General features: G+C 74.5%; 18 protein-coding genes. 10 read left to right on the top strand and 8 right to left on the bottom strand.

Annotated features, from left to right (window positions below):
* Nucleotides 1-124 precede the first annotated feature (124 nt).
* Both ACZ3KJ_RS26570 and ACZ3KJ_RS26575 read right to left on the bottom strand, forming a co-directional pair.
* A complete protein-coding gene (locus ACZ3KJ_RS26570) occupies nt 125-478 on the bottom strand; it encodes a DUF8129 domain-containing protein (protein ID WP_467530640.1) in 354 nt (117 codons plus the stop codon).
* A 116-nt stretch (nt 479-594) separates the two neighbouring features.
* On the bottom strand, nt 595-960 hold the full coding sequence (locus tag ACZ3KJ_RS26575; protein WP_467530642.1) for a DUF6479 family protein: 366 nt from the start codon (nt 958-960) through the stop codon (nt 595-597).
* A gap of 183 nt (nt 961-1,143) precedes the next feature.
* Between ACZ3KJ_RS26575 and ACZ3KJ_RS26580 the strand changes: the two genes are divergently transcribed.
* The gene (locus ACZ3KJ_RS26580; protein ID WP_389522801.1) at nt 1,144-1,518 is read left to right on the top strand and encodes a four-helix bundle copper-binding protein; all 375 of its coding nucleotides are present in this window, start codon (nt 1,144-1,146) and stop codon (nt 1,516-1,518) included.
* A gap of 76 nt (nt 1,519-1,594) precedes the next feature.
* Here ACZ3KJ_RS26580 and ACZ3KJ_RS26585 read toward each other — a convergent pair whose 3' ends face one another.
* Complete coding sequence (locus ACZ3KJ_RS26585; protein ID WP_467530644.1) at nt 1,595-2,443, bottom strand: NUDIX hydrolase; 849 nt, start codon at nt 2,441-2,443, stop codon at nt 1,595-1,597.
* A 148-nt stretch (nt 2,444-2,591) separates the two neighbouring features.
* Here ACZ3KJ_RS26585 and ACZ3KJ_RS26590 point away from each other — a divergent pair, with 148 nt between their 5' ends.
* From ACZ3KJ_RS26590 to ACZ3KJ_RS26620, 7 genes are all read left to right on the top strand, one after another.
* The gene (locus ACZ3KJ_RS26590) at nt 2,592-4,175 is read left to right on the top strand and encodes a phytoene desaturase family protein (protein ID WP_467530646.1); all 1,584 of its coding nucleotides are present in this window, start codon (nt 2,592-2,594) and stop codon (nt 4,173-4,175) included.
* An 82-nt stretch (nt 4,176-4,257) separates the two neighbouring features.
* Nucleotides 4,258-4,449, top strand: coding sequence for a DUF2795 domain-containing protein (locus ACZ3KJ_RS26595; RefSeq protein ID WP_389522807.1), 192 nt, complete (start codon nt 4,258-4,260; stop codon nt 4,447-4,449).
* A gap of 125 nt (nt 4,450-4,574) precedes the next feature.
* Entirely contained in the window at nt 4,575-6,068 is a 1,494-nt protein-coding gene (locus tag ACZ3KJ_RS26600) for an acyl-CoA synthetase (RefSeq protein ID WP_467530647.1), read from the top strand.
* A gap of 137 nt (nt 6,069-6,205) precedes the next feature.
* A complete protein-coding gene (locus ACZ3KJ_RS26605; protein ID WP_385077596.1) occupies nt 6,206-6,448 on the top strand; it encodes a DUF397 domain-containing protein in 243 nt (80 codons plus the stop codon).
* Nucleotides 6,449-6,598: 150 nt separating this feature from the next.
* The gene (locus tag ACZ3KJ_RS26610; RefSeq protein WP_467530649.1) at nt 6,599-7,504 is read left to right on the top strand and encodes a universal stress protein; all 906 of its coding nucleotides are present in this window, start codon (nt 6,599-6,601) and stop codon (nt 7,502-7,504) included.
* A 41-nt stretch (nt 7,505-7,545) separates the two neighbouring features.
* Complete coding sequence (locus ACZ3KJ_RS26615; RefSeq protein WP_467530650.1) at nt 7,546-8,145, top strand: CGNR zinc finger domain-containing protein; 600 nt, start codon at nt 7,546-7,548, stop codon at nt 8,143-8,145.
* A gap of 100 nt (nt 8,146-8,245) precedes the next feature.
* Nucleotides 8,246-8,743, top strand: coding sequence for a hypothetical protein (locus ACZ3KJ_RS26620; RefSeq protein ID WP_389522817.1), 498 nt, complete (start codon nt 8,246-8,248; stop codon nt 8,741-8,743).
* A 4-nt stretch (nt 8,744-8,747) separates the two neighbouring features.
* Here ACZ3KJ_RS26620 and ACZ3KJ_RS26625 read toward each other — a convergent pair whose 3' ends face one another.
* Nucleotides 8,748-10,703, bottom strand: coding sequence for an N-acetylmuramoyl-L-alanine amidase (locus tag ACZ3KJ_RS26625; protein ID WP_467530652.1), 1,956 nt, complete (start codon nt 10,701-10,703; stop codon nt 8,748-8,750).
* Between the two features lie 704 nt (nt 10,704-11,407).
* Nucleotides 11,408-12,547 carry an aminoglycoside phosphotransferase family protein gene (locus ACZ3KJ_RS26630; protein ID WP_467530653.1) on the bottom strand — a complete coding sequence of 380 codons (1,140 nt, stop codon included), beginning with the start codon at nt 12,545-12,547 and terminating at the stop codon, nt 11,408-11,410.
* A gap of 232 nt (nt 12,548-12,779) precedes the next feature.
* Between ACZ3KJ_RS26630 and ACZ3KJ_RS26635 the strand changes: the two genes are divergently transcribed.
* Nucleotides 12,780-14,279, top strand: a complete 1,500-nt coding sequence (locus ACZ3KJ_RS26635) for a DNA-binding protein NsdB (RefSeq protein ID WP_467530654.1) — start codon at nt 12,780-12,782, stop codon at nt 14,277-14,279.
* 83 nt (nt 14,280-14,362) lie between these two features.
* On the opposite strand, the gene ACZ3KJ_RS26640 is transcribed toward ACZ3KJ_RS26635, so the two are convergent.
* The gene (locus ACZ3KJ_RS26640) at nt 14,363-15,781 is read right to left on the bottom strand and encodes a PP2C family protein-serine/threonine phosphatase (protein ID WP_467530655.1); all 1,419 of its coding nucleotides are present in this window, start codon (nt 15,779-15,781) and stop codon (nt 14,363-14,365) included.
* A gap of 440 nt (nt 15,782-16,221) precedes the next feature.
* Here ACZ3KJ_RS26640 and ACZ3KJ_RS26645 point away from each other — a divergent pair, with 440 nt between their 5' ends.
* Nucleotides 16,222-16,644 (top strand): SsgA family sporulation/cell division regulator, encoded by a 423-nt coding sequence (locus ACZ3KJ_RS26645; RefSeq protein WP_467530657.1) that lies wholly within the window; start codon nt 16,222-16,224, stop codon nt 16,642-16,644.
* Between the two features lie 34 nt (nt 16,645-16,678).
* On the opposite strand, the gene ACZ3KJ_RS26650 is transcribed toward ACZ3KJ_RS26645, so the two are convergent.
* Both ACZ3KJ_RS26650 and ACZ3KJ_RS26655 read right to left on the bottom strand, forming a co-directional pair.
* The gene (locus ACZ3KJ_RS26650) at nt 16,679-17,692 is read right to left on the bottom strand and encodes a Gfo/Idh/MocA family protein (protein ID WP_467530659.1); all 1,014 of its coding nucleotides are present in this window, start codon (nt 17,690-17,692) and stop codon (nt 16,679-16,681) included.
* 120 nt (nt 17,693-17,812) lie between these two features.
* Nucleotides 17,813-18,907 carry a baeRF3 domain-containing protein gene (locus tag ACZ3KJ_RS26655; protein ID WP_467530661.1) on the bottom strand — a complete coding sequence of 365 codons (1,095 nt, stop codon included), beginning with the start codon at nt 18,905-18,907 and terminating at the stop codon, nt 17,813-17,815.
* Between the last annotated feature and the right edge of the window lie 85 nt (nt 18,908-18,992).

Below are 18,992 nucleotides of genomic sequence, written 5' to 3' on the forward strand. Positions count from 1 at the left end.
TCGTGTGGGGCGGGCGCTCCGCCGACCTGGGGGTGTGGGGGGCGGCGCGCGCCCGGCGCGCCCACTGCCGCGGGCGGGGCCGCGGGCCCGGGGGGTGCCCCGGGCCCTCGCCACGGCGCATCCCTCACGACGTCCGGTCGCCCTTCGGCTTGCCCCGCTGGTCCGGGGTGCCGTGCGGCGGCGGGCTGGAGGGCTCCGGCGAGGTCGCCGGCGACACCGGCGAGCCCGCACGCCCCTGGGTCTGCTCGGGACGCAGGGCGCCCGGATCACCCGAGGTCGGCTCCGCGCCCGCCGCCAACTGCTCCAGGCGGGACGTGAGCAGCTCGGTGACCGGGAGCCGGTCGGCGTGCGTCCGTTCGTAGGCGAGCAACTCCTCCACCTCCCCGGCGGTGAGCGACCGTACGCGGCTCTCCAGGCCGCCGAGGGGCAGGTGGTCGTAGTCGGGCAGGGGCAGGGCGGTGCGGCCGGGGTCGGTCATCGGTCTCACTTCCGTTCGCGGGGGGCACCGGGCACGCTTCCGTTCGCGGGCGGCGCCGGACGCGCCGGCGGTACGGCGTGCGCCGAGCGGCGGCGGGGCGGGGGAGGGGCGTCCGCTCAGTGGGCGCCCAGACCGCCCCCGCCGAACGAGCCGCTGCTGCCCCGGCTCCAGCGCGGACGCGTCTTGGAGTCGCTCGACCGCGTCTGCATGTTGGTCAGTTCGTACGGGGTCAGCGGACGGCCGCCCTTCGCCATGCGGGGCACCTCGTCGGGTTCCCGGTTCTCCCGGACCTCGTGGACCGGGCCCTCCGGCGGCAGATGCGGCTGTTCCTCGGGGCGCGGCCTCGGCGACTCGCGCATCTTGACTCGCGCGCCCAGCCAGAAGCTGCCGGCCAGCATCGCTATGAGGGCGACACCGACCAGGAACAGCGCCAGGCTGAGCAGGCCGCTCGAGGCGGCCAGCTGCATGCTTGCGGTACTCATATCAGGCGAATACCCCTCAAATCGGACGCAAACCGCCGGTGCGGTCCCTCGCCGCGCGTGCGCGTTCCGTCGCCCGCCGCGCTCCCGCCGGGCTCCCACCGCGCTCCGGGCGCGCGCTCACGGCGGCCGACGGGCACATCGCCCGGGTGGTTTGGGTCCGGCCGGCGCGGCAACCCGCACGGTGTGACTTCGACGACATCCCAACAGGAACTCTTCCGGTTCCTGGAGGACCGCTTCGCCTGCGCCCAGGCGTGCACCGAGTGTGCCCGGGCCTGTGCGCAGCGCGCGAGCCTCGTGGATCCGGACGGGACGGAACTGCAAGACCTCATACGCCGCAAGGGCATCATGTGCGCGGAGGTGTGCGACGCGACCTGCCGCATGCTGTCCGAGGACAACCGGACGGACGAGAGCGGCATCCGCCTCCAGCTGGAGTGGTGCCGCACGGTCTGCCTGGAGTGCGCGCACGTCTTCGACCGGCAGCCCGGCGCCGAGCAGAGCGCGGCCGCGTGCCGCGCCTGCGCCCAGGCCTGCACGGACTTCATGGCGACGCTCAGCTGATGCGCTGATCGGCTGATCCACTGGTCGTGCGCGATCAGTGGATCCGGTTCGGGGAGGCGAGCCCGTCCGGCTCGGCTCACCCCCAGCCCAGTTCCGAGTAGAGCCGACCGGCCCGGATACCGTCCAGGGAGGTCCGTGCGTACCCGACCAGCGGGTCCGGCAGGGCGTCCAGCGGCCACCACTCCCAGGCGAGGCACTTGTCCGGCTCCAGCAGCCGGGGCTCACCGGCCCACCGCCGGGCCCGGAAGACCAACTGGAGGCGAGGCCAGGTACCGGGCGCGTCGACGACATGCACCACATGGGCCAGTTCGACGTCCGCGGCCTCGATCACCAGCCCGGCCTCCTCCCGTGCCTCCCGGATCAGGCAGGCCACGGCGGACTCCCGCTCGCAGTGGCCGGCCAGGAAGTGGTGGTGCAGGGGAGCGAAGGGCGAGCCGGGGTGGCGCAGCCCGAGGAGCACCTTCCCGTCGCGCTCCAGGTACAGGTGCACGCCGACGACGTTCGCGACGGCGCCCTCCGCGGGGCGCCGGGCCGGGGGGACGCTCCCGTCGGCCTGATGGCGGGCGAGGACCTCCGCCGCCCACGGCGCCATCGTCAGGTGGGCCGTGGTCGCGGCGTCGAAGAAGGCGAACATGATGCCCTCACCGACCGGCAGCCGGGACGGATCGCCGTCCCAACGGCCGAGGAAGACCGTCATGTCGTCGATGACCGTGAAGCGGGTCAGCCCGTCCAGGACGAGCCCCGTCTCCTCCCACAGCTCCCGCGCGACGGCCTCCTCCGGTGTCTCGTCCCCCTCCCGCGCCCCGCCGGGCAGGGACCAGGCGCCCGGATCGCAGATGGGCTTGTGCGCGTCCCGCAGATGGAGCAGGTACCGACCACGCCGGTCGACCAGGAGCGCGGAGGTGTGGCGAGGCTCGGTGTCCATACGATGCCCTTCGTTCCGTACACGTGACCGCCGGGGTGACATCCCGGAGCCCCGACCGTACTTGAGCGGCCGCCCGGCTGAGGACCCCTCACCGCGCCCGCGCCACGCGTCCCTGGCCGGTCCGGACCGCCCCGTGTTACGAAGGGGCATGCCTGCACACGAGGGACCGGGGCGCCCGGGACACCGGGCCTACGACGTGGTGATCGTCGGCGGTGGCCACAACGGGCTGGTCGCCGCCGCCTACCTGGCCCGGGCCGGGCGGTCGGTGCTGGTGCTGGAACGGCTGGACCACACCGGGGGCGCGGCCGTCTCCACCCGTCCGTTCGCCGGGGTGGACGCCCGGCTGTCGCGCTACTCCTACCTGGTCAGCCTGCTTCCGCGGAAGATCGTGCGGGACCTGGGCCTGCGGTTCCGCGTCCAGGGGCGGACCATCTCGTCGTACACCCCCGTGGAGCGGGGCGGGCGGCCGACCGGCCTGCTCGTCGGAGGGAGCGAGGAGCGCACCCGGGAGGCGTTCGCGCGGCTGACCGGCGGGGAGCGGGAACACGCGGCCTGGCAGCGCTTCCACGGCATGACCCGACGCGTCGCCCGGAGCGTCTTCCCGACGCTCACCGAACCGCTGCCCAGCCGCGCGGAACTGCGCCGCCGCATCGACGACGAGGACGCCTGGCGGGCCCTGTTCGAGGAGCCCCTGGGCGTCACGATCGAGGAGCGCTTCGCGGACGACCTGGTGCGCGGCGTGGTCCTGACCGACGCGCTCATCGGCACCTTCGCCGACGCCCACGACGCCTCCCTGAAACAGAACCGCTGCTTCCTCTACCACGTCATCGGCGGCGGCACCGGCGCCTGGGACGTGCCCGTCGGCGGCATGGGCGCCCTCACCGACGCCCTGGCCGCCGCCGCCCGGGACGCGGGCGCCGTCCTCGCCACCGGCCACGAGGCCGTACGGATCGCCACGGACGGCCGTCGCGCCGAGGTCACCTGGCGCACCGCCGACGGCGAGGGCGTCGCCGCCGCCCGGACCGTCCTGGTGAACGCCTCCCCGCAGGCCCTCGCCGCCCTCACCGGCGACGAACCGCCCGCCCCCGCCGAGGGCGCCCAGCTCAAGGTGAACATGCTGCTGAAGCGGCTGCCCCGGCTCAGGGACACCTCGGTCGACCCGCGCGAGGCCTTCGCCGGGACCTTCCACATCGCGGAGGGCTACGAGCAGCTCGCCCGCGCCCACGCCCAGGCCGCCGCCGGTGAGCCGCCCGCCGCCCCGCCGTCCGAGATCTACTGCCACTCCCTGACCGACCCGAGCATCCTCGGCCCGGACCTCGCCGGACGCGGCTACCAGACGCTGACCCTGTTCGGCCTGCACACGCCCGCCCGGCTCTTCGCCCGGGACCACGACGCCGTGCGCGACGCGCTGCTGGAGGCCACCCTCGCCCAGCTCGACGCCCACCTCGCCGAACCCCTCGCCGACTGCCTGGCCACGGACGCCGACGGCCGCCCCTGCATCGAGGCGAGGACCCCGATCGACCTGGAACGCGACCTCCGCCTGCCCGGCGGCCACATCTTCCACCGCGACCTGAGCTGGCCCTACGCCGACGGGAGCACCGGCCGCTGGGGCGTCGGGACCCCGCACGCCAACGTCCTGCTGTGCGGGGCCGGCGCGGTGCGCGGGGGAGGCGTCAGCGGAGTGCCGGGGCACAACGCGGCGATGGCGGTGCTGGAGGGCGGGGCCGGCTGACGAGCCGCATGCGTCGCGCGGGGAGGGGTACCCCGGCACAACGGAAGGACCGCACGTATGCACGGATGACAGGGAGGCTGTCATGGCGGACCTGAGCCCCATCGACCTGCAGAAGGCCCTCCGCGGCATGGACTACCCGACGGACAAGCAGCACCTGGTGGAGCGTGCCCGTCAGAACAAGGCCGACGACAAGGTCGTCAGCCGCCTCGACGGTCTGAAGCAGGACCACTTCGACGGGCCCAACGAGGTGCAGAAGGCCGTCTTCAACCAGTAGCCCACCGGAGCGGAGCCCGCGGCCGGCCGACGGACCGCCCTCGGCCGGCCGCGCAACCCCGGCCACCGGCGCCGGTGTGCGCCCCCGCTTGACCCGTCCCCGCCGTCCCCCGAGGATCCTGTGTCATGACGCCAGGACACGGCAGCACGGTCGACGGGGTACTGCGGCGCAGCGCCCGACGCACCCCGGCACGCGTCGCGGTCGAGTACCGCGACCGCACCTGGACCTACGCGGAACTCGACGAGGCCGTCTCCCGCGCGGCCGCCGTCCTGCTCGGCCTCGGCCTCGCCCCCGGCGACCGGGTCGGCGCCTACGGCCACAACTCGGACGCCTACCTCGTGGCCTTCCTGGCCTGCGCCCGAGCCGGCCTGGTGCACGTCCCCGTCAACCAGCACCTCACCGGCGACGACCTCGCGTACATCGTCGGCCAGTCGGGCAGCGCACTGGTCCTCACCGACCCCGATCTCGCGGACCGGCTCCCCGACGGCGTACGGACCCTGCCGCTGCGCGACAGCGACGACTCGCTCCTTTCCCGGCTGGCCGGCACCCCGCCGTACGACGGCCCCGAGCCGCGCGGCGAGGACCTGGTCCAGCTTCTGTACACCTCGGGCACCACGGCCCTGCCCAAGGGCGCGATGATGACCCACCGCGCCCTGGTGCACGAGTACCTGAGCGCGATCACCGCCCTCGACCTCAGCGCCGGCGACCGGCCCGCCCACTCCCTGCCGCTGTACCACTCGGCGCAGATGCACGTGTTCCTGCTGCCGTACCTCGCCGTCGGCGCCACCAACATCGTCCTGGACGCGCCGGACGGCGACCGGCTGTTCGACCTGATCGAGGCCGGCCGCGTCGACAGCCTCTTCGCCCCGCCGACCGTGTGGATCTCCCTCGCCAACCGCCCCGACTTCGCCACCCGCGGCCTCGACGGACTGCGCAAGGCGTACTACGGGGCGTCGATCATGCCGGTCCCCGTCCTGGAACGCCTGCGCGAACGCCTCCCGGAGCTCGCCTTCTACAACTGCTTCGGGCAGAGCGAGATCGGCCCGCTCGCCACCGTCCTCGCCCCCGATGAGCACCAGGGGCGCATGGACTCCTGCGGCCGCACGGTCCTCTTCGTGGACGCCCGGGTCGTCGACGACGACGGCGAGGACGTGCCCGACGGCACACCCGGGGAGATCGTCTACCGCTCCCCCCAGTTGTGCGAGGGCTACTGGGACAAACCCGAGGAGACCGCCGCGGCCTTCCGGGACGGCTGGTTCCGCTCCGGAGACCTCGCCGTGCGCGACGCCGACGGCTACTTCACCGTCGTCGACCGGGTGAAGGACGTCATCAACTCCGGCGGCGTGCTGGTCGCCTCCCGCCAGGTCGAGGACGCCCTCTACACCCATGAGGCCGTCGCCGAGGCGGCCGTCGTCGGCCTGCCCGACGAGAAGTGGATCGAGGCGGTCACCGCGGTCGTCGTCCCCCGGGGCGAGGTCACGGAGGACGACCTCATCGCCCACGCCCGCGCGAAGCTGCCCGCCTTCAAGGCGCCGAAGCGGGTGCTGTTCGTGGACGCGCTCCCGCGCAACGCCAGCGGGAAGATCCTCAAGCGTGAGCTGCGGGACCGGCTGCGCTGAGCCGCCGCCCGCCGCCCGCGGGCGGCTCGTGGGCGTACGTTCCCCGGACAGCCGCAAGGTCCCCGTCATGTGCTCTGTCCGCGTCCGTGACCGATCGCTAGGCTGGCCGCGGACGACGAACCGGGAGGAGCAGGGACGTGGCCGAGAGCACCATCCAGCAGCAGCCGCTCGCGGGCTGGGAGAAGCCGGAGCTGGACCTCAGCAGGGCCGAGTGGCAGTCCAGCAGCAGGGGCCGGGGGGATGTCCAGATCGCCTTCGTCGAGGGCTTCGTCGCGATGCGCAACAGCGGTCGCCCCGAGAGCCCTTCCCTGATCTTCACGCCCGCGGAGTGGGGCGCCTTCGTCTGCGGCGCCCGTGAGGGCGAGTTCGACCTGACCTGAGCCCCGGCCGGTCCGGCCCGCCGCCGCGGGCCGAACCGGCGGTGTTCCCCCTCGTTTTCCGGACACGCGACCCCGGGGAGCCGGGCCGGGCCCCCGCCTGGGTCAGGCTGGCCCCAGCAGGACGAAGGACGTGTCCCGGAGGTGAGGACCATGAGCACTCTGCCGGTCGTCGCGGCGGTCGACGGCTCCGAGAACAGCCTGCGCGCCCTCGACTGGGCCTTGGAGGCCGCCCGCGGGCGCGCGGCTCCGCTGCGCGTCGTGCACGTGCGCCAGTACGCCTTCTGGACCCAGCCCGGCGCCCCGGTGGTGGTGCCCCCGCCGCCGGACGAGGACCCCGTCCTCGCCGACGCCCGCGCCCGGCTGGCCGGCGCCGCGGACGGGACGGAGCTGGAGTACGTCGGCCTGGACGGCGCGCCGGGCGCCCTGCTGCCCGAACTCGGCGCGGAGGCGGAACTGCTCGTCCTGGGCTCCCGGGGCCGCGGTGGCTTCACCCGGCTGCTGCTCGGCTCCAACGGCCTCACCGCCGCGCGGGACGCCGAGTGCCCGGTCGTGGTCGTCCCCCCGCCCGGACGCGAGGTGGACGGCCCGCACCCCGCGCCGGAGCCGGGGCCCCGCGTGGTGGTGGGCCTGAAGACGGACGGCCCCGACGACGCCGCCCTGGCCTTCGCCTTCACCGAGGCCGCCCTCCGCGGCGCACGCCTCCAGGTGATCGCCGCCTACCCCTGGCCCGTGCAGACCTGGGCCGCCCCCGGCGAGCTGATCGCTCCGGTCGTCGAGCAGGAGGCCGTCGAGCACGAGACCCGCGTCCTCGTCGACGGCTTCCTCACCGCGCACCGGGAACGCCACCCCGGCGTGCGCGCCGAACCCCACCCCGTCGCCGGTGACGCGGCCGGACACCTCGTCGCCGCCTCCGTCGGCGCCGAGTCGGTCGTCGTCGGCCGCCACCGCCGCCGACTGCTGGCCCCCGCCCGCATGCTGGGCTCCGTCACCCACGCCGTCCTGCTGCACGCGGCCAGCCCGGTCGCGGTCGTGCCCCCGGCCCCGGGGGAGGAATGACCCCCGGGGCGACGGACGCCGGTGGACCTATCATCGGCCGCATGCAGGACGCGACCCACGGCGCCACCCGCCTCGCCCTCGACCTGGCGCTGACCATCCGGCACGACGGCCACGGCGGGGTCGCCGACGACCTGGCCGACCCCGCCGCACTGACCGCCTGGGTGGCGGCCCACGCCGAGGACCTCCCGGGCACCGCCGGACGGACCGTCGACGCGAGCGCCCTCGCCGCCGTCCGCGCCCTGCGCGCCGCCGTCCGCGCCCTCTTCGCGCACGCCGTCCGCCCCGCCGAGCCCAGCCCCGCCGACGCGGCCCGCCTGCTGCCGCTGCCCGAGGCCCTGCGCCGGCTGAACGCGGCCGCCGCCCGCACCCCCACCGTGCCGGTCCTGCGGTGGACCGACGGCACCGGCCCCGTCGTCGACCGGCGGCCCGTACCGGACGGCGATCTCACGGCCGCCCTCGCCCAGGCCGCGATCTCCTTCCTGACCGGCCCGGACCGGGAGCGCCTGCGCGCCTGCCACGCCCCGCGCTGCGTCCGCTACTTCCTCAAGGACCACCCCCGCCAGGAGTGGTGCAAGCCGTCCTGCGGCAACCGCGCCCGCGTGGCCCGCCACCACGAGCGCCACCGCAAGACCGTGGGCTGACCCACCGGCCTCCCCCCTCCGCCCTTGCCCGGCGGTTCCGCCGCCCGTCGCCCCGGTGACCTCGCACCCGTCGCCGAACGGCACCACGTACCATGGCCGCATGTCGTTCCTCCGCCGCCGCAGCGCCACCCCCGCCGGGCCCGACTTCGACGTACTGGCCATGGACCCGGGTGACTGGCCCGGCAATCTCGGCGCCGGGCTGCTGCCCGCCCCCGACGGCACCTGCCAGGGCGTCTTCCTGCGCTACGACCTCTTCGGCGGCCGAGGCCCCGCGATGATCATCGGCAACCTCCCGGCGGGCTCCCCCGCCCGCGAGGTCCCGGAGGGCCAGGTGCCCTTCGAGGTCGCGCAGCTGCTGCTGGCGCTGGAGAACGACGAGGAGGTGACCGTCGTCGGCACCGAGGACATGCCGGTGATGCAGGGCGACAACCTCCTGATCGTGCGCCGCCTCAAGCTCTCCGAGAGCCGCATCTCCTGCGTCCAGTTCGACCGCAGCGACAACGTCCTCGTCACCATCGCCGCCTGGGACCGCCCCATCACCGACGACCTGTACGCCCTGCTGAAACCGCTCCCGGCGGAGCTCTTCCAGCAGGGCTGACCGGTCAGGAGGCCGACACCCGCACGTCCGCCGCCCGGACGAACGCGACCCGGTGGCCGTACTGGATCTCGTAGTACAGGTCCTTGCCGACCACCACCCGGTGCGTGTCGGCCGCGAAGGTGACCGCGTATGAGTACTCGCCCGGCACCGTGCCGCCGGCGACGTACTTCTGGCCCTTCGGCAGCCGGTACGGCAGCGGGGAGACCGCCTGCACCGGGACGCCCGCCGGGTAGGCCGCCGCCTCCGGATAGGCCCGTCCGTAGACGGGGACGCTGTCCACGCCGTCCTTGGGGGTGACCACCGTGCCGGAGGCGGGCACGGCCGTCGGCTGCTGCGCCGGGTTGCGGAACCAGGCCTTCTGGCCCAGGTACCAGATCGCCGTCCAGTCCTCCCACCGGTCGGCCACCGCGTACTGCTGGCCGGTGGACGCCCGCGAGGAGAGGTCGTTCACGCCCGTGCCCGGCGTCGTGCCCAGTCCGACGTCCTTGATCAGGGGCGCGGTCACGGAGTGGTCGGAGTACAGCCGGACCTCGCTGGAGCCGTGTGCCGCGCACGTCTGGCCCGGGGCCGTGCAGCCCGTGTACACCGGCTGGTTGGCCGCGTAGTCCGGCAGGATCGTCACCAGCGAGCCGTTCTGGCCGGCCGTCGCCTTGAACGGGTGGCCCAGCAGCTCGAAGTAGTGCCGCCAGTCCCAGTACGGGCCGGGGTCCGTGTGCATCCCCGGGACGCTCGCCGTCGTCGGGCCGGGCACGGTGTCGTGGCCCAGGATGTGCCGGCGGTCCAGGGGGATGCCGTACTTCGCGGCCAGGTACGCCACCAGGCGCGCCGACGACCGGTACATGGCCTCCGTGTACCAGGAGTCCGGGGCGGCGAGGAAGCCCTCGTGCTCCAGGCCGATCGACTTGGAGTTGACGTACCAGTTGCCCGCGTGCCAGGCCACGTCCTTGGCCTTCACGTGCTGCGCGATGTGGCCGTCGGTGGAGCGCAGCGAGTAGTTCCAGGACACGTAGGCCGGGTCCTGGACCAGGTTGATGACGCCCTCCCAGCCGCCCTCGGTGTCGTGCACGACGATGTAGTCGACGGACTGGGACGCCGGACGGTCCGCCGTGTCGTGGTTGCCGTAGTCGTCGTTGCCGAACTGCTCGTAGGGCGCCGGGATCCACTCGCAGGAGACGGTGCTCGGGCACTCGGTGTCCGCGGCGGACGCCGTGCGCAGACCGATGTGCCGCAACTGGGCGGTGCGCGGCCGCACCCGCGGCTGCGCGGGCAGCGCGACCCGCTGGCCGGCGTCCGTGGTGCGCTCCGCGCCGGTGCGGATCACGTCGTACACGTCGTTCGCGTAGGCGGCGCCCGTCGCGGTGTCGTCGGCGCCCGAGAAGTACGCCACCGCGCCGTACCAGTCCGCCGGGTCGGCGCTCAGCGGCTCGCCCAGGTCCCGCTGGGCGGCGGCGAGCAGGGCGGCGCCGCCGGCCACGTTGGCCATGGGGTCGGTGCGCAGGTCCTCGGGACGCAGACCGGTCAGCTCGGCCGCGCTCAGCAGCGTGTTCAGCCTGGGCGGGATCTCGGCGTCCTCGGGGAGAGCCGTCCGGGGGCGCAGCGGCGGACGGGCGTCGTCGCCGCGGGCGTCCTCCGTGCCCTCGCTGTGGTGCGGGGCCGAGGCCAGGGCGGTGCGGGCGTCGGTGAGGTGCATGGGGCCGTAGCCGCCGGTCACGCTCGGCGCGCCGGCGTGCCCGTCCCAGCGGGACTGGAGGTAGGAGACGCCCAGCAGCACGCTCTGCGGCACGTGGTACTCGGCGGCCGCGGTGCTGAACGCCCGTTGCAGCAGCATCGCGGACGCGCCCGCCGCGCCCATGGAGCCCGTGGAGTCCGTGGCGGGGGAGGCCGCGCCGAGCAGCGGCAGCAGCAGGGCCGCCGACGCCACGGCGGCGGTGGCCCCGCGGGCGCCCGCGGAACCGGGCACTGGTCGGGAGTGGATGACGGATCTTCGCAATGCGGCCTCCTGGGACGAACGAGCGGGGCGGGGCGGCGTGCGGGCCGGGACGTGAGGCAGTGGTACCCGCTTGCCGACGGTCCGTCAATCATGCCCATCGGGAGACGATTTCCCATGTCAACAGGGGTTCGGCGAGTTTCGTGGCGGCGGCCCGCGGGCCTGCGGCGCGTCAGTGGAGTACACCGATGGGCGAGCGCCTCGGCCGGGCGGCCGCGGCCTCGGCGGAGCGCGTCACCCGGGCGGTGGCGCCACCCGCCAGCCCCTCCGGCGGGAGGGCCGCGCCCTTCGCGAGCGCCCGGTCGGGTGGCCGCCACGGCATGGGCGCCCGGCTGGGTGGCCGTCACGCCATGGGCGAGCGCCCGGTTGCGTGGCCGCCGTACCGTTCGAAAGCGCCCGCAGCGGGTGGCCGCCGGGCCCTTCGCGAGCGCGCCCGGTGCGGTGGCCGAGGGCGCCACTCGCGAGCGCGCCCGGTTCGGTGGCCGACGCGCCACTCGCGAGCGCCGGGAGCGGTGGCCGCCGCGCGCCACGTGAAGGCACCCGCAGCGGGTGGCCGTAGCACGCTGGAAGCGGTTCGTGGGCGGCCGTGGCGCCCGGGGTACCCCGGGGCCGGTCCGTCCGGACAGGCGAAGGCCGCGGGGGCCGCCGCTCCGGCGGCCCCCGCGGCCTCTCCCCCCTCAGCGAGTGCCGACAGCCGCCCGCACGGCGCGCCGGGCCAGCTGGCAGTCGTCGTGGAGCCGCCGCAGCAGCAGCCGCTGTTCCTCGCCGGACTGTGCGGCCGCCGTATGGGCCGCGCCCGGAGCCGTCGGGGCCGTGTCGTGCATCGAACGCTGCACGGCCGTCTCGTAGGTGCGGATCTCCCGGGTCAGGACCAGCATCAGGTTCACCAGGAACGCGTCGCGCCAGGCCGGGCCGGCCGACTGCGCGATCTGGCTGATCTGACGGCGCGCCACCGGCGCGTCCCCGAGGACCGACCACAGCGTCGCCAGGTCGTAGCCCGGCAGGTACCAGCCCGCGTGGTCCCAGTCCACCAGCACGGGACCGGCCGGTGACACCAGGATGTTCGACAGCAGGGCGTCGCCGTGGCAGAACTGGCCCATGCCCTGACGGCCCGCGGTCGCCGCGATGCCGTGCAGCAGCTTCTGGAGGTCGCCCAGGTCCCGGTCGGTGAGCAGGCCCAGCTCGTGGTAGCGGGAGATGCGGGCCGCGTAGTCCAGCGGCGCGTCGAACGTGCCCGCCGGCGGACGCCAGGCGTTGAGCCGGCAGACGGCGCCCAGCGCCGCCCTGATGTCCGCGCGCGGCGGTGCCTCCGCCGGGTGCCGCTGGAGCGCCGCCGCCCGTCCCGGCATCCGTTCGACGACGAGGGTGCAGTTGTCCGGGTCCGCCGCGATCAGTCGCGGCACCCGCACCGGGGGGCGGTGCCGGACGAACGTGCGGTATGCGGCTATCTCGTGGCGGATCCGTTCGGCCCAGACGGGCGAATGGTCCAGTAAACACTTCGCGACGGCCGTGCTGCGTCCGGTCGTACCGACCAGGAGGACGGAGCGGCCGCTGCGGCGCAGCACCTGCACCGGGGCGAACTCCGGGCAGATGCGGTGGACGGACGCGATCGCCGTGCGCAGTTGGGCGCCCTGGGGGCCGGACAGGTCGAGTCTCCCGCTGAGTGGTGGGGTGCCGAGACCCGCGGGACGCCGGCCGCGGCCCCCGCCGGGTACCGGGGCCGCCGACCGCGCGGGGTCGAGGTAGGGGCCGCCGCCGCCCGGGCGGGGGAGCAGCGACCGGGGCGGGGCGGACACGGAGGACGATGCTGCGTACATGGGGGAGACAGATCCCTTCGTGTGCCTGCTGTGTGAAAGCGCTGCCCGGCCCGGTCCCCCGGGTGCACCCTGGGGAATGTCCCCCGGAGACCGGGTCGGGGTGGCGCGTTCCTACCTGACACCCGTAGCCCGGTGGCACACCATCTGGCGGACCCTGGCGAAACCCTGGCGAATAGTCCCTCGGCACTGTCCCCGGGCTACTGTCAACTCAGCCGAGAACCTGGGGGCTTACGTGAGCGGACAACCCAACACCCGGCTCGCGGACCTGTTCGGCCTGGCCGGCTGGTCCAAGGGCGAACTCGCGAGGCTGGTCAACCGGCAGGCGGCGGCCATGGGCCATCCCCAGCTGGCGACGGACACCTCGCGGGTGCGGCGGTGGATCGACACGGGGGAGATCCCGCGCGATCCGGTGCCGCGGGTGCTGGCGGCCCTGTTCACCGAGCGACTCGGCCGTGTCGTGACCATCGAGGACCTCGGTCTGGTACGGCACGGGCGTACGGGGAAACGGCAGGGCGGCGGGAGTGCGGATCCTCCCGACGGCGTGCCGTGGGCGCCCGAACGGACTGCCGCGGTCCTCACCGAATTCACGGGAATGGACCTCATGCTCAACCGACGCGGCTTGGTGGGCGCGGGCGCCGCGCTCGCCGCGGGCTCAGCACTCAGCACTGCCATGTACGACTGGCTGCACACCGACCCCACCCTCTCCGCCGACGCTCCCGTCATCGACCACCCCCTCGCACACGCCGACCCCGCGGGATTCGACCGCTACGAGGCCGCCCCGATCGGGACGGAGGAGGTCGACGAACTGGAGCGCTCGGTCGAGGTGTTCCGGGCCTGGGACGCCGCCCGTGGCGGCGGGCTCCAGCGCAAGGCCGTGGTGGGCCAGCTCAACGAGGTGGGCGGCATGCTCGCCTACCGTCATCCACCCCATCTCCAGCGGCGCCTGTGGGGCGTCGCCGCCAACCTCGCCGTCCTCGCCGGCTGGATGTCGCACGACGTCGGCCTGGAGCCCACGGCCCAGAAGTACTTCGTCATCGCCGCCCATGCCGCGAGAGAGGGCGGCGACAGGCCGCGGGCCGGAGAGGCGCTCTCCCGGGCGGCCCGGCAGATGGTGCACCTCGGCCGGCCCGACGAGGCCCTCGATCTGATGAAGCTCGCCCAGTCCGGCTCCGGTGACGAGGTGCTGCCCCGTACCCGGGCCATGTTCCACACCGTGGAGGCCTGGGCGCAGGCGTCGATGGGCAAGGGCCAGGCCATGCGCCGCACCCTCGGCCGGGCGGAGGACCTGTTCGTCTCCGACCGCGACGACGCCAGGACGCCGTCGTGGATGCAGACCTTCAAGGACGAGGACCTGTACGGCATGCAGGCCCTGGCCTACCGCACCCTGGCGGAGTTCGAGCCGGGCGCGGCCGTGCACGCCCAGTACTACGCGGAGAAGGCGCTGTCGCTGCGGATCGACGGACGGGAGCGGTCGAAGATCTTCGACCATCTGTCCATGGCGTCGGCCTGCTTCATCGGGGACGACCCCGAGCAGGCGGACCGGTACGCCCGGCTGGCCCTGATGTCGATGGGGGCGAACTCCTCCCGTCGCACCTGGGACCGGCTGCGTCAGATGTACCGGCTCACCGCGCAGTACGCCGACTCCCCGGGGATCGGCGAGCTGCGCGAGGAGATCCGGCAGGCGCTGCCGAAGGCGAGGGGAGGGCGGGGCGGTCACACCGCTCCGGCGTAGGCCGCCGGGGGGGATCCCGGTCCGTCGTACCCCGGTTCCGGTGGCGGTGGTGCCGGTGGGTCCGTCGTCGCGGTTCCGGTGTGTCAGGCGTCGTACGGCGTCACCCGGGCGACGAGCACACAGGCGTCGTCCTCGCGGTCGCTCGTGCCGAACTCCTCCACGACCATCCGTACGCAGTCCTGTGCGGTGGGCGTCGCCGCGAGGCGCGGGGCCAGGTCCAGCAGCAGGGGGTCCGTGTCGGCCCCGTGGCCGTCGCCGGGTACCAGCCCGGCGGTGTGCAGGAGAAGGAGGTCGCCCTCCTCGAGGGTCTCCTCGGCCTGTCGGTAGACGGCACCGGGGGCGGCACCGAGGAGGGCGCCGGCCGGTGCGTCGAGCCGGCGTCCCGTCCCGTCGCGGAGGAGCAGCGGGGCGGGGTGTCCGGCCCGCGCCCAGGTGAGGGTGCGGGTCTGCGGCCGGTAGCGGCAGCAGACGGCGCCGGCGAGGGCGGGGCGGGCGCCCGCGTCGAGCAACTGGTTGAGCCAGGACATCAGCTGGGCCGGGCGGGTGCCCGCCATCGCCATGCCGCGCAGGGCGCCCAGCGTCATCGCCAGCGTGGAAGCGACGTCCGGGCTCTGGCCGGTGAGGTCACCGACGCTCAACAGCGTCTCGTCGTCGAGGAGTTCGAGCGCGTCGTACCAGGCGTCCCCGAGCGGTGAACCGGTGTGGGCGGCCAGATGCTGGGCGGCGATGTCGAGACGGCGGGGGCCCTGGTGTGTGAGCCGCAGGAGTCCGCGCCAGGGCGGCAGCGCGGCCTGCTCCAGTTCGACCGCGACCCGGCGCTCGGTCTGGGCCTGCCGCCGGTGCCGTCGCAGTGAGTCACGGGTCTCGCGCACCGCCCGCTGGCCGCGGCGCAGTTCGCCGACGTCCCGCAGCACGGCCCACATGGCGGCGGTGCCGCCGTCGGCGTCGAGGACGGGCTCGCCCATCATGTGCACGGACCGGACCTCGCCGTCGGGCCGGACGATCCGGAACTCGCCGTCGATGGGACGGGCGTCGACGAGGCAGCCGGTGACCATCGCGGTGAGCCGGGGGCGGTCCTCCTCCAGGACGAGCGAGGGCAGTTCGTCGAGGGTGAGCGCGGGGGTGGCCGGGTCGCGGCCGACGAGCCGGTACAGCTCCGGGGACCAGACGGCGTCGTCCGTCAGCAGGTTCCACTCCGCGCTGCCGACCCGGCTGCGCGGCGCGCCGCGTCGGGGAGGGGGCGGCGCCGGGGCCTCCGCCGCCGAGGGCGGGCCGTCCCGGAGTTCGGCCAAGTGCGCGTCGAGGTCGTTGAGCTGATGCAGCGCCAGGTCGTAGAGGGCGCGCTGCCAGCGTCCCTGCGGGCCCGTTCCGTCGCTGTGCGCGTCCCTCCGTACGGCGTCGACCTCGCCCCTGAGTCGTCGCGTCTGCGTGATCAGCGCGTCGACCGGGCCGCGACCCGGCGGCTGGGCGGTGGGGCGATCCGCAGAGAGAGGGGGCGGCATGACGCACTCCGATGCGGGGGCGGGACGACCACGGGTGACGGACGGGACGACCAAGGGTGACGGAAGGGGCCGTTACGACTCTTGCACAGCCCGCGACGCCGTGTAAGGGATTCGGCAAGACACGATACGGTGATGCGCTTGGCATATGCCACAGTCTTCACGGAGGCATGTCCCGGTGCGATTGAGGTAGGCGGGCCTCATGTGCAAGTCGTAGGTGGAGTAAGTGAGTTGGGGGGACCTGCCGCATCGCGCGGCGGAGGTCATCCGGGTGTTCGACGGTCGTGTGTTCCATGCTGCGGGGCCTCGTGGAGCCGCAGCGTGCGGACGTGACGCAGCTCACATCAATTCATCATCGCTTCCGCGTAATGCGAAGCGCCCCTGCGGGGTCCTACAAGCAGCACGCCCGACCGGCCGACCCTTCACCGCCGCGGAGACCGCCCATGGATTTCGCCACCGTCACCGTCCAGCAGCCCGCCCGCGCCGAGCTCATCACCTCGCAGGAGCGGGAACTGCCGGTTCCCGTCACCCTGCGCTACTCCTCCGACGACCCGCTCGCCGTGCACCTCGACTTCCCGCCCGAGGCGTGCCTGAAGGACGAGGCCGTCACCTGGACCTTCGGGCGCGCCCTGCTGGAGGAGGGGCTGGACGGACCGGCCGGCCGGGGGGACGTGCAGATCTGGCCGTGCGGCCGGGCCCGTACGGTGCTGGAACTGCACTCGCCGCTCGGACTGGCCCTGCTCCAGTTCGACACGGCCGCCCTGCGCCGGTTCCTGCTGCGCAGCCACGCCGTGGTCGCGGCGGGGCGGGAGGACGTCGGCGCCGCGGTCGACCGCGGGCTCGAAACCCTCCTCGGCAACGTCTGAGGCGTGCGAGCCGCCCGGCCCCGGTCCCCGGCCGTCAGCCGTACAGGGCCGGACGCGGGGCGAGGGCGACGTCCACCCGGGTGCCCGTCTCCGACGCCCGGACCCCGGCCTCGGCGACCACGGCGGCCGCGTATCCGTCCCAGGCGCTCGGCCCGGTGACCGTGCCCCGCCGCACGGCGTCGACCCAGGCCTGCACCTCGCGGTCGTAGGCGTCGACGAACCGGACCAGGTAGTCCTGCGGTACGTCCGTGCCGGCCGTGCCGCCCGCCGTCACGAGCATGCCGTGGTCGTCTCCGACGCGGGCACTGCCCGCCTCGCACACCGCCTCGCAGCGCACCTGGTAGCCGAAGCCGGAGTTGACGAACACCTCCACGTCGACCAGGGCGCCGCCGTCGGTCTCGAAGAGCACGAACTGCGGGTCGGCCAGCCCCTCCGGGGCGCCGGACGAGGGACGTGGCCGCAGCACCGTGACCGCCGTCAGCTCCTGGCCCAGCAGCCAGCGGGCCGCGTCGATCTCGTGCGACACGGAGCTGTCGATGAGCATGGCGCTGGTGAAGCCGGGCGGGGAGGAGACGTTGCGGTGGGTGCAGTGCAGCATCAGCGGCCGGCCCAGCCGCCCGTCGTCCAGCAGCGCCTTGAGCCGGCGGTACTCGGCGTCGTAACGCCGCATGAAACCGATCTGGGCCAGCCGCCGGCCGAGCCCCGCCTCCGCTTCCAGGACGCGCAGCGCGCCCGCCGAGTCCGGCACCATGGGCTTCTCGCACAGCACCGGCAGACCGCGGGCGAAGGCCGCGAGCAGCGCCTCCTCGTGCGCGGGACCGGGAGAGGCGATCAGGACGGCCTCGACGCCCGGGGCGTCCAGCGCGGCCTCCGCCTCCGTGTGCGTGAAGACGCCCGCGATCCCGGCGACGGCCGCCTGGGCGCGGGCGGGATCGACATCGGCCACCGCGGCGACCCTGGCGCCGCTCACCACCCGGTCGAGGCGGCGTATGTGGTCGGCTCCCATGTGTCCGGCGCCCAGGACCGCCACGCCCAGCAGGTCACCCACGTGCGTTCTCCCTCCCCGACGATGATCACGCCGTAGCGTACGCCGCCGGGGAGAACGCCCAGGAGGGGCTGCCCCGGTCGCCGGGGGAGCGCCTCGGACGAGGGGGAGGGGAGGGGGGCCTCAGTAGCGCAGCACCCCCGCGATGCCGTGCGCGTCGCCCAGGGCGCCGTCCGGGACGAAGTGCACCTCGGCGCCCGTCTCCAGGCACTGCTCGACGATCTCGTCGACGATGTCCTCCCGGGAGTCCAGGTCACCGCCGCCCGCCGGGATCAGGTGGTCGCCGTCGTCGCGGACCGTGACGCGGTAGTTCTCCTCGACCGCGAGCAGCCGGACCCGGCCCTCCCGCGCGCTCCGCCAGACCTCGTCGACGCCCGCCGCGTAGGTGCGCTGGCCGCGTGCCGTGTCCAGTTCCCGGCCCACCGCGGCGGTGTCCCGGCGGGCCTGCGCCTCGTGCAGCGGTCGTACGGCCTGCCACACGGCCTCGGCGGAGCCGTGCGCGAGACCGCCGTGCCGCACGTGCAGCGCCTCCCGGGCGACGCCCCCCGACTCGTCCAGGAGCGAGAGCGCGGCCTCCTCGCCGGTGAGGTACAACGGCCGCGGGTCCTGGCGCAGCAGCCGGGCCATGGCGGCGTCGGCGTCACGCAGGAAGCGGCGGGTGTCCTCGTCGCGGTAGGTGCTCGGCAGGTCGCCGATGCGCTCCATGCGCTCGGCGTCGAAGTTCTCCCGGCTGCGCACCAGCGGGAAGCCCCCGGTGCGGACCTCGGCGACCCGGTCGGCGCCGCCGTTCCACAGGGTGACGCGGTCGGGTGAGAGCGACAGCACCCAGAACGGCCGCTCGGCCGCCTGGGCGGAGACCAGGTTGCGGGTGAGGAAGGTGTCGGAGAGGACGACGCGCTCGGGCACGGGGCGGCCCAGGGACCACACCTGGTGCTCACCCGGCGCGGCGAAGATCACCAGACCGTCCTCGGCGTGCGTCAGGTCGACCTCGGCGAGGGCCCGGTCGAGCTGTCCGGCGACATCGGCGCGCCGGTCGCGGGTGACCGACGGATCGGCCTCCAACTGCTTCTTGGCCTCGGCCACGACATTGCGCAGCCGCACCCGGTCCTGGGCGTTGTCCGGTTCACGCCGGTGCGTCGGGGTCAGCACGGACACCGCGGGGTAGGGGCGCGGACGGCGCAGTTCGGAGAGGGTCGCTGAGCTGAGTGCGTGCTCCATAGCAGCACGATAGGGCGGATTCGCGTGACGGGCATTCGGGGCAATGAGGGATCTGTCGGGTGGTCCGTGACCGGGCCGTCGGGTG

Source organism: Streptomyces sp. NPDC003248, from assembly GCF_055563235.1.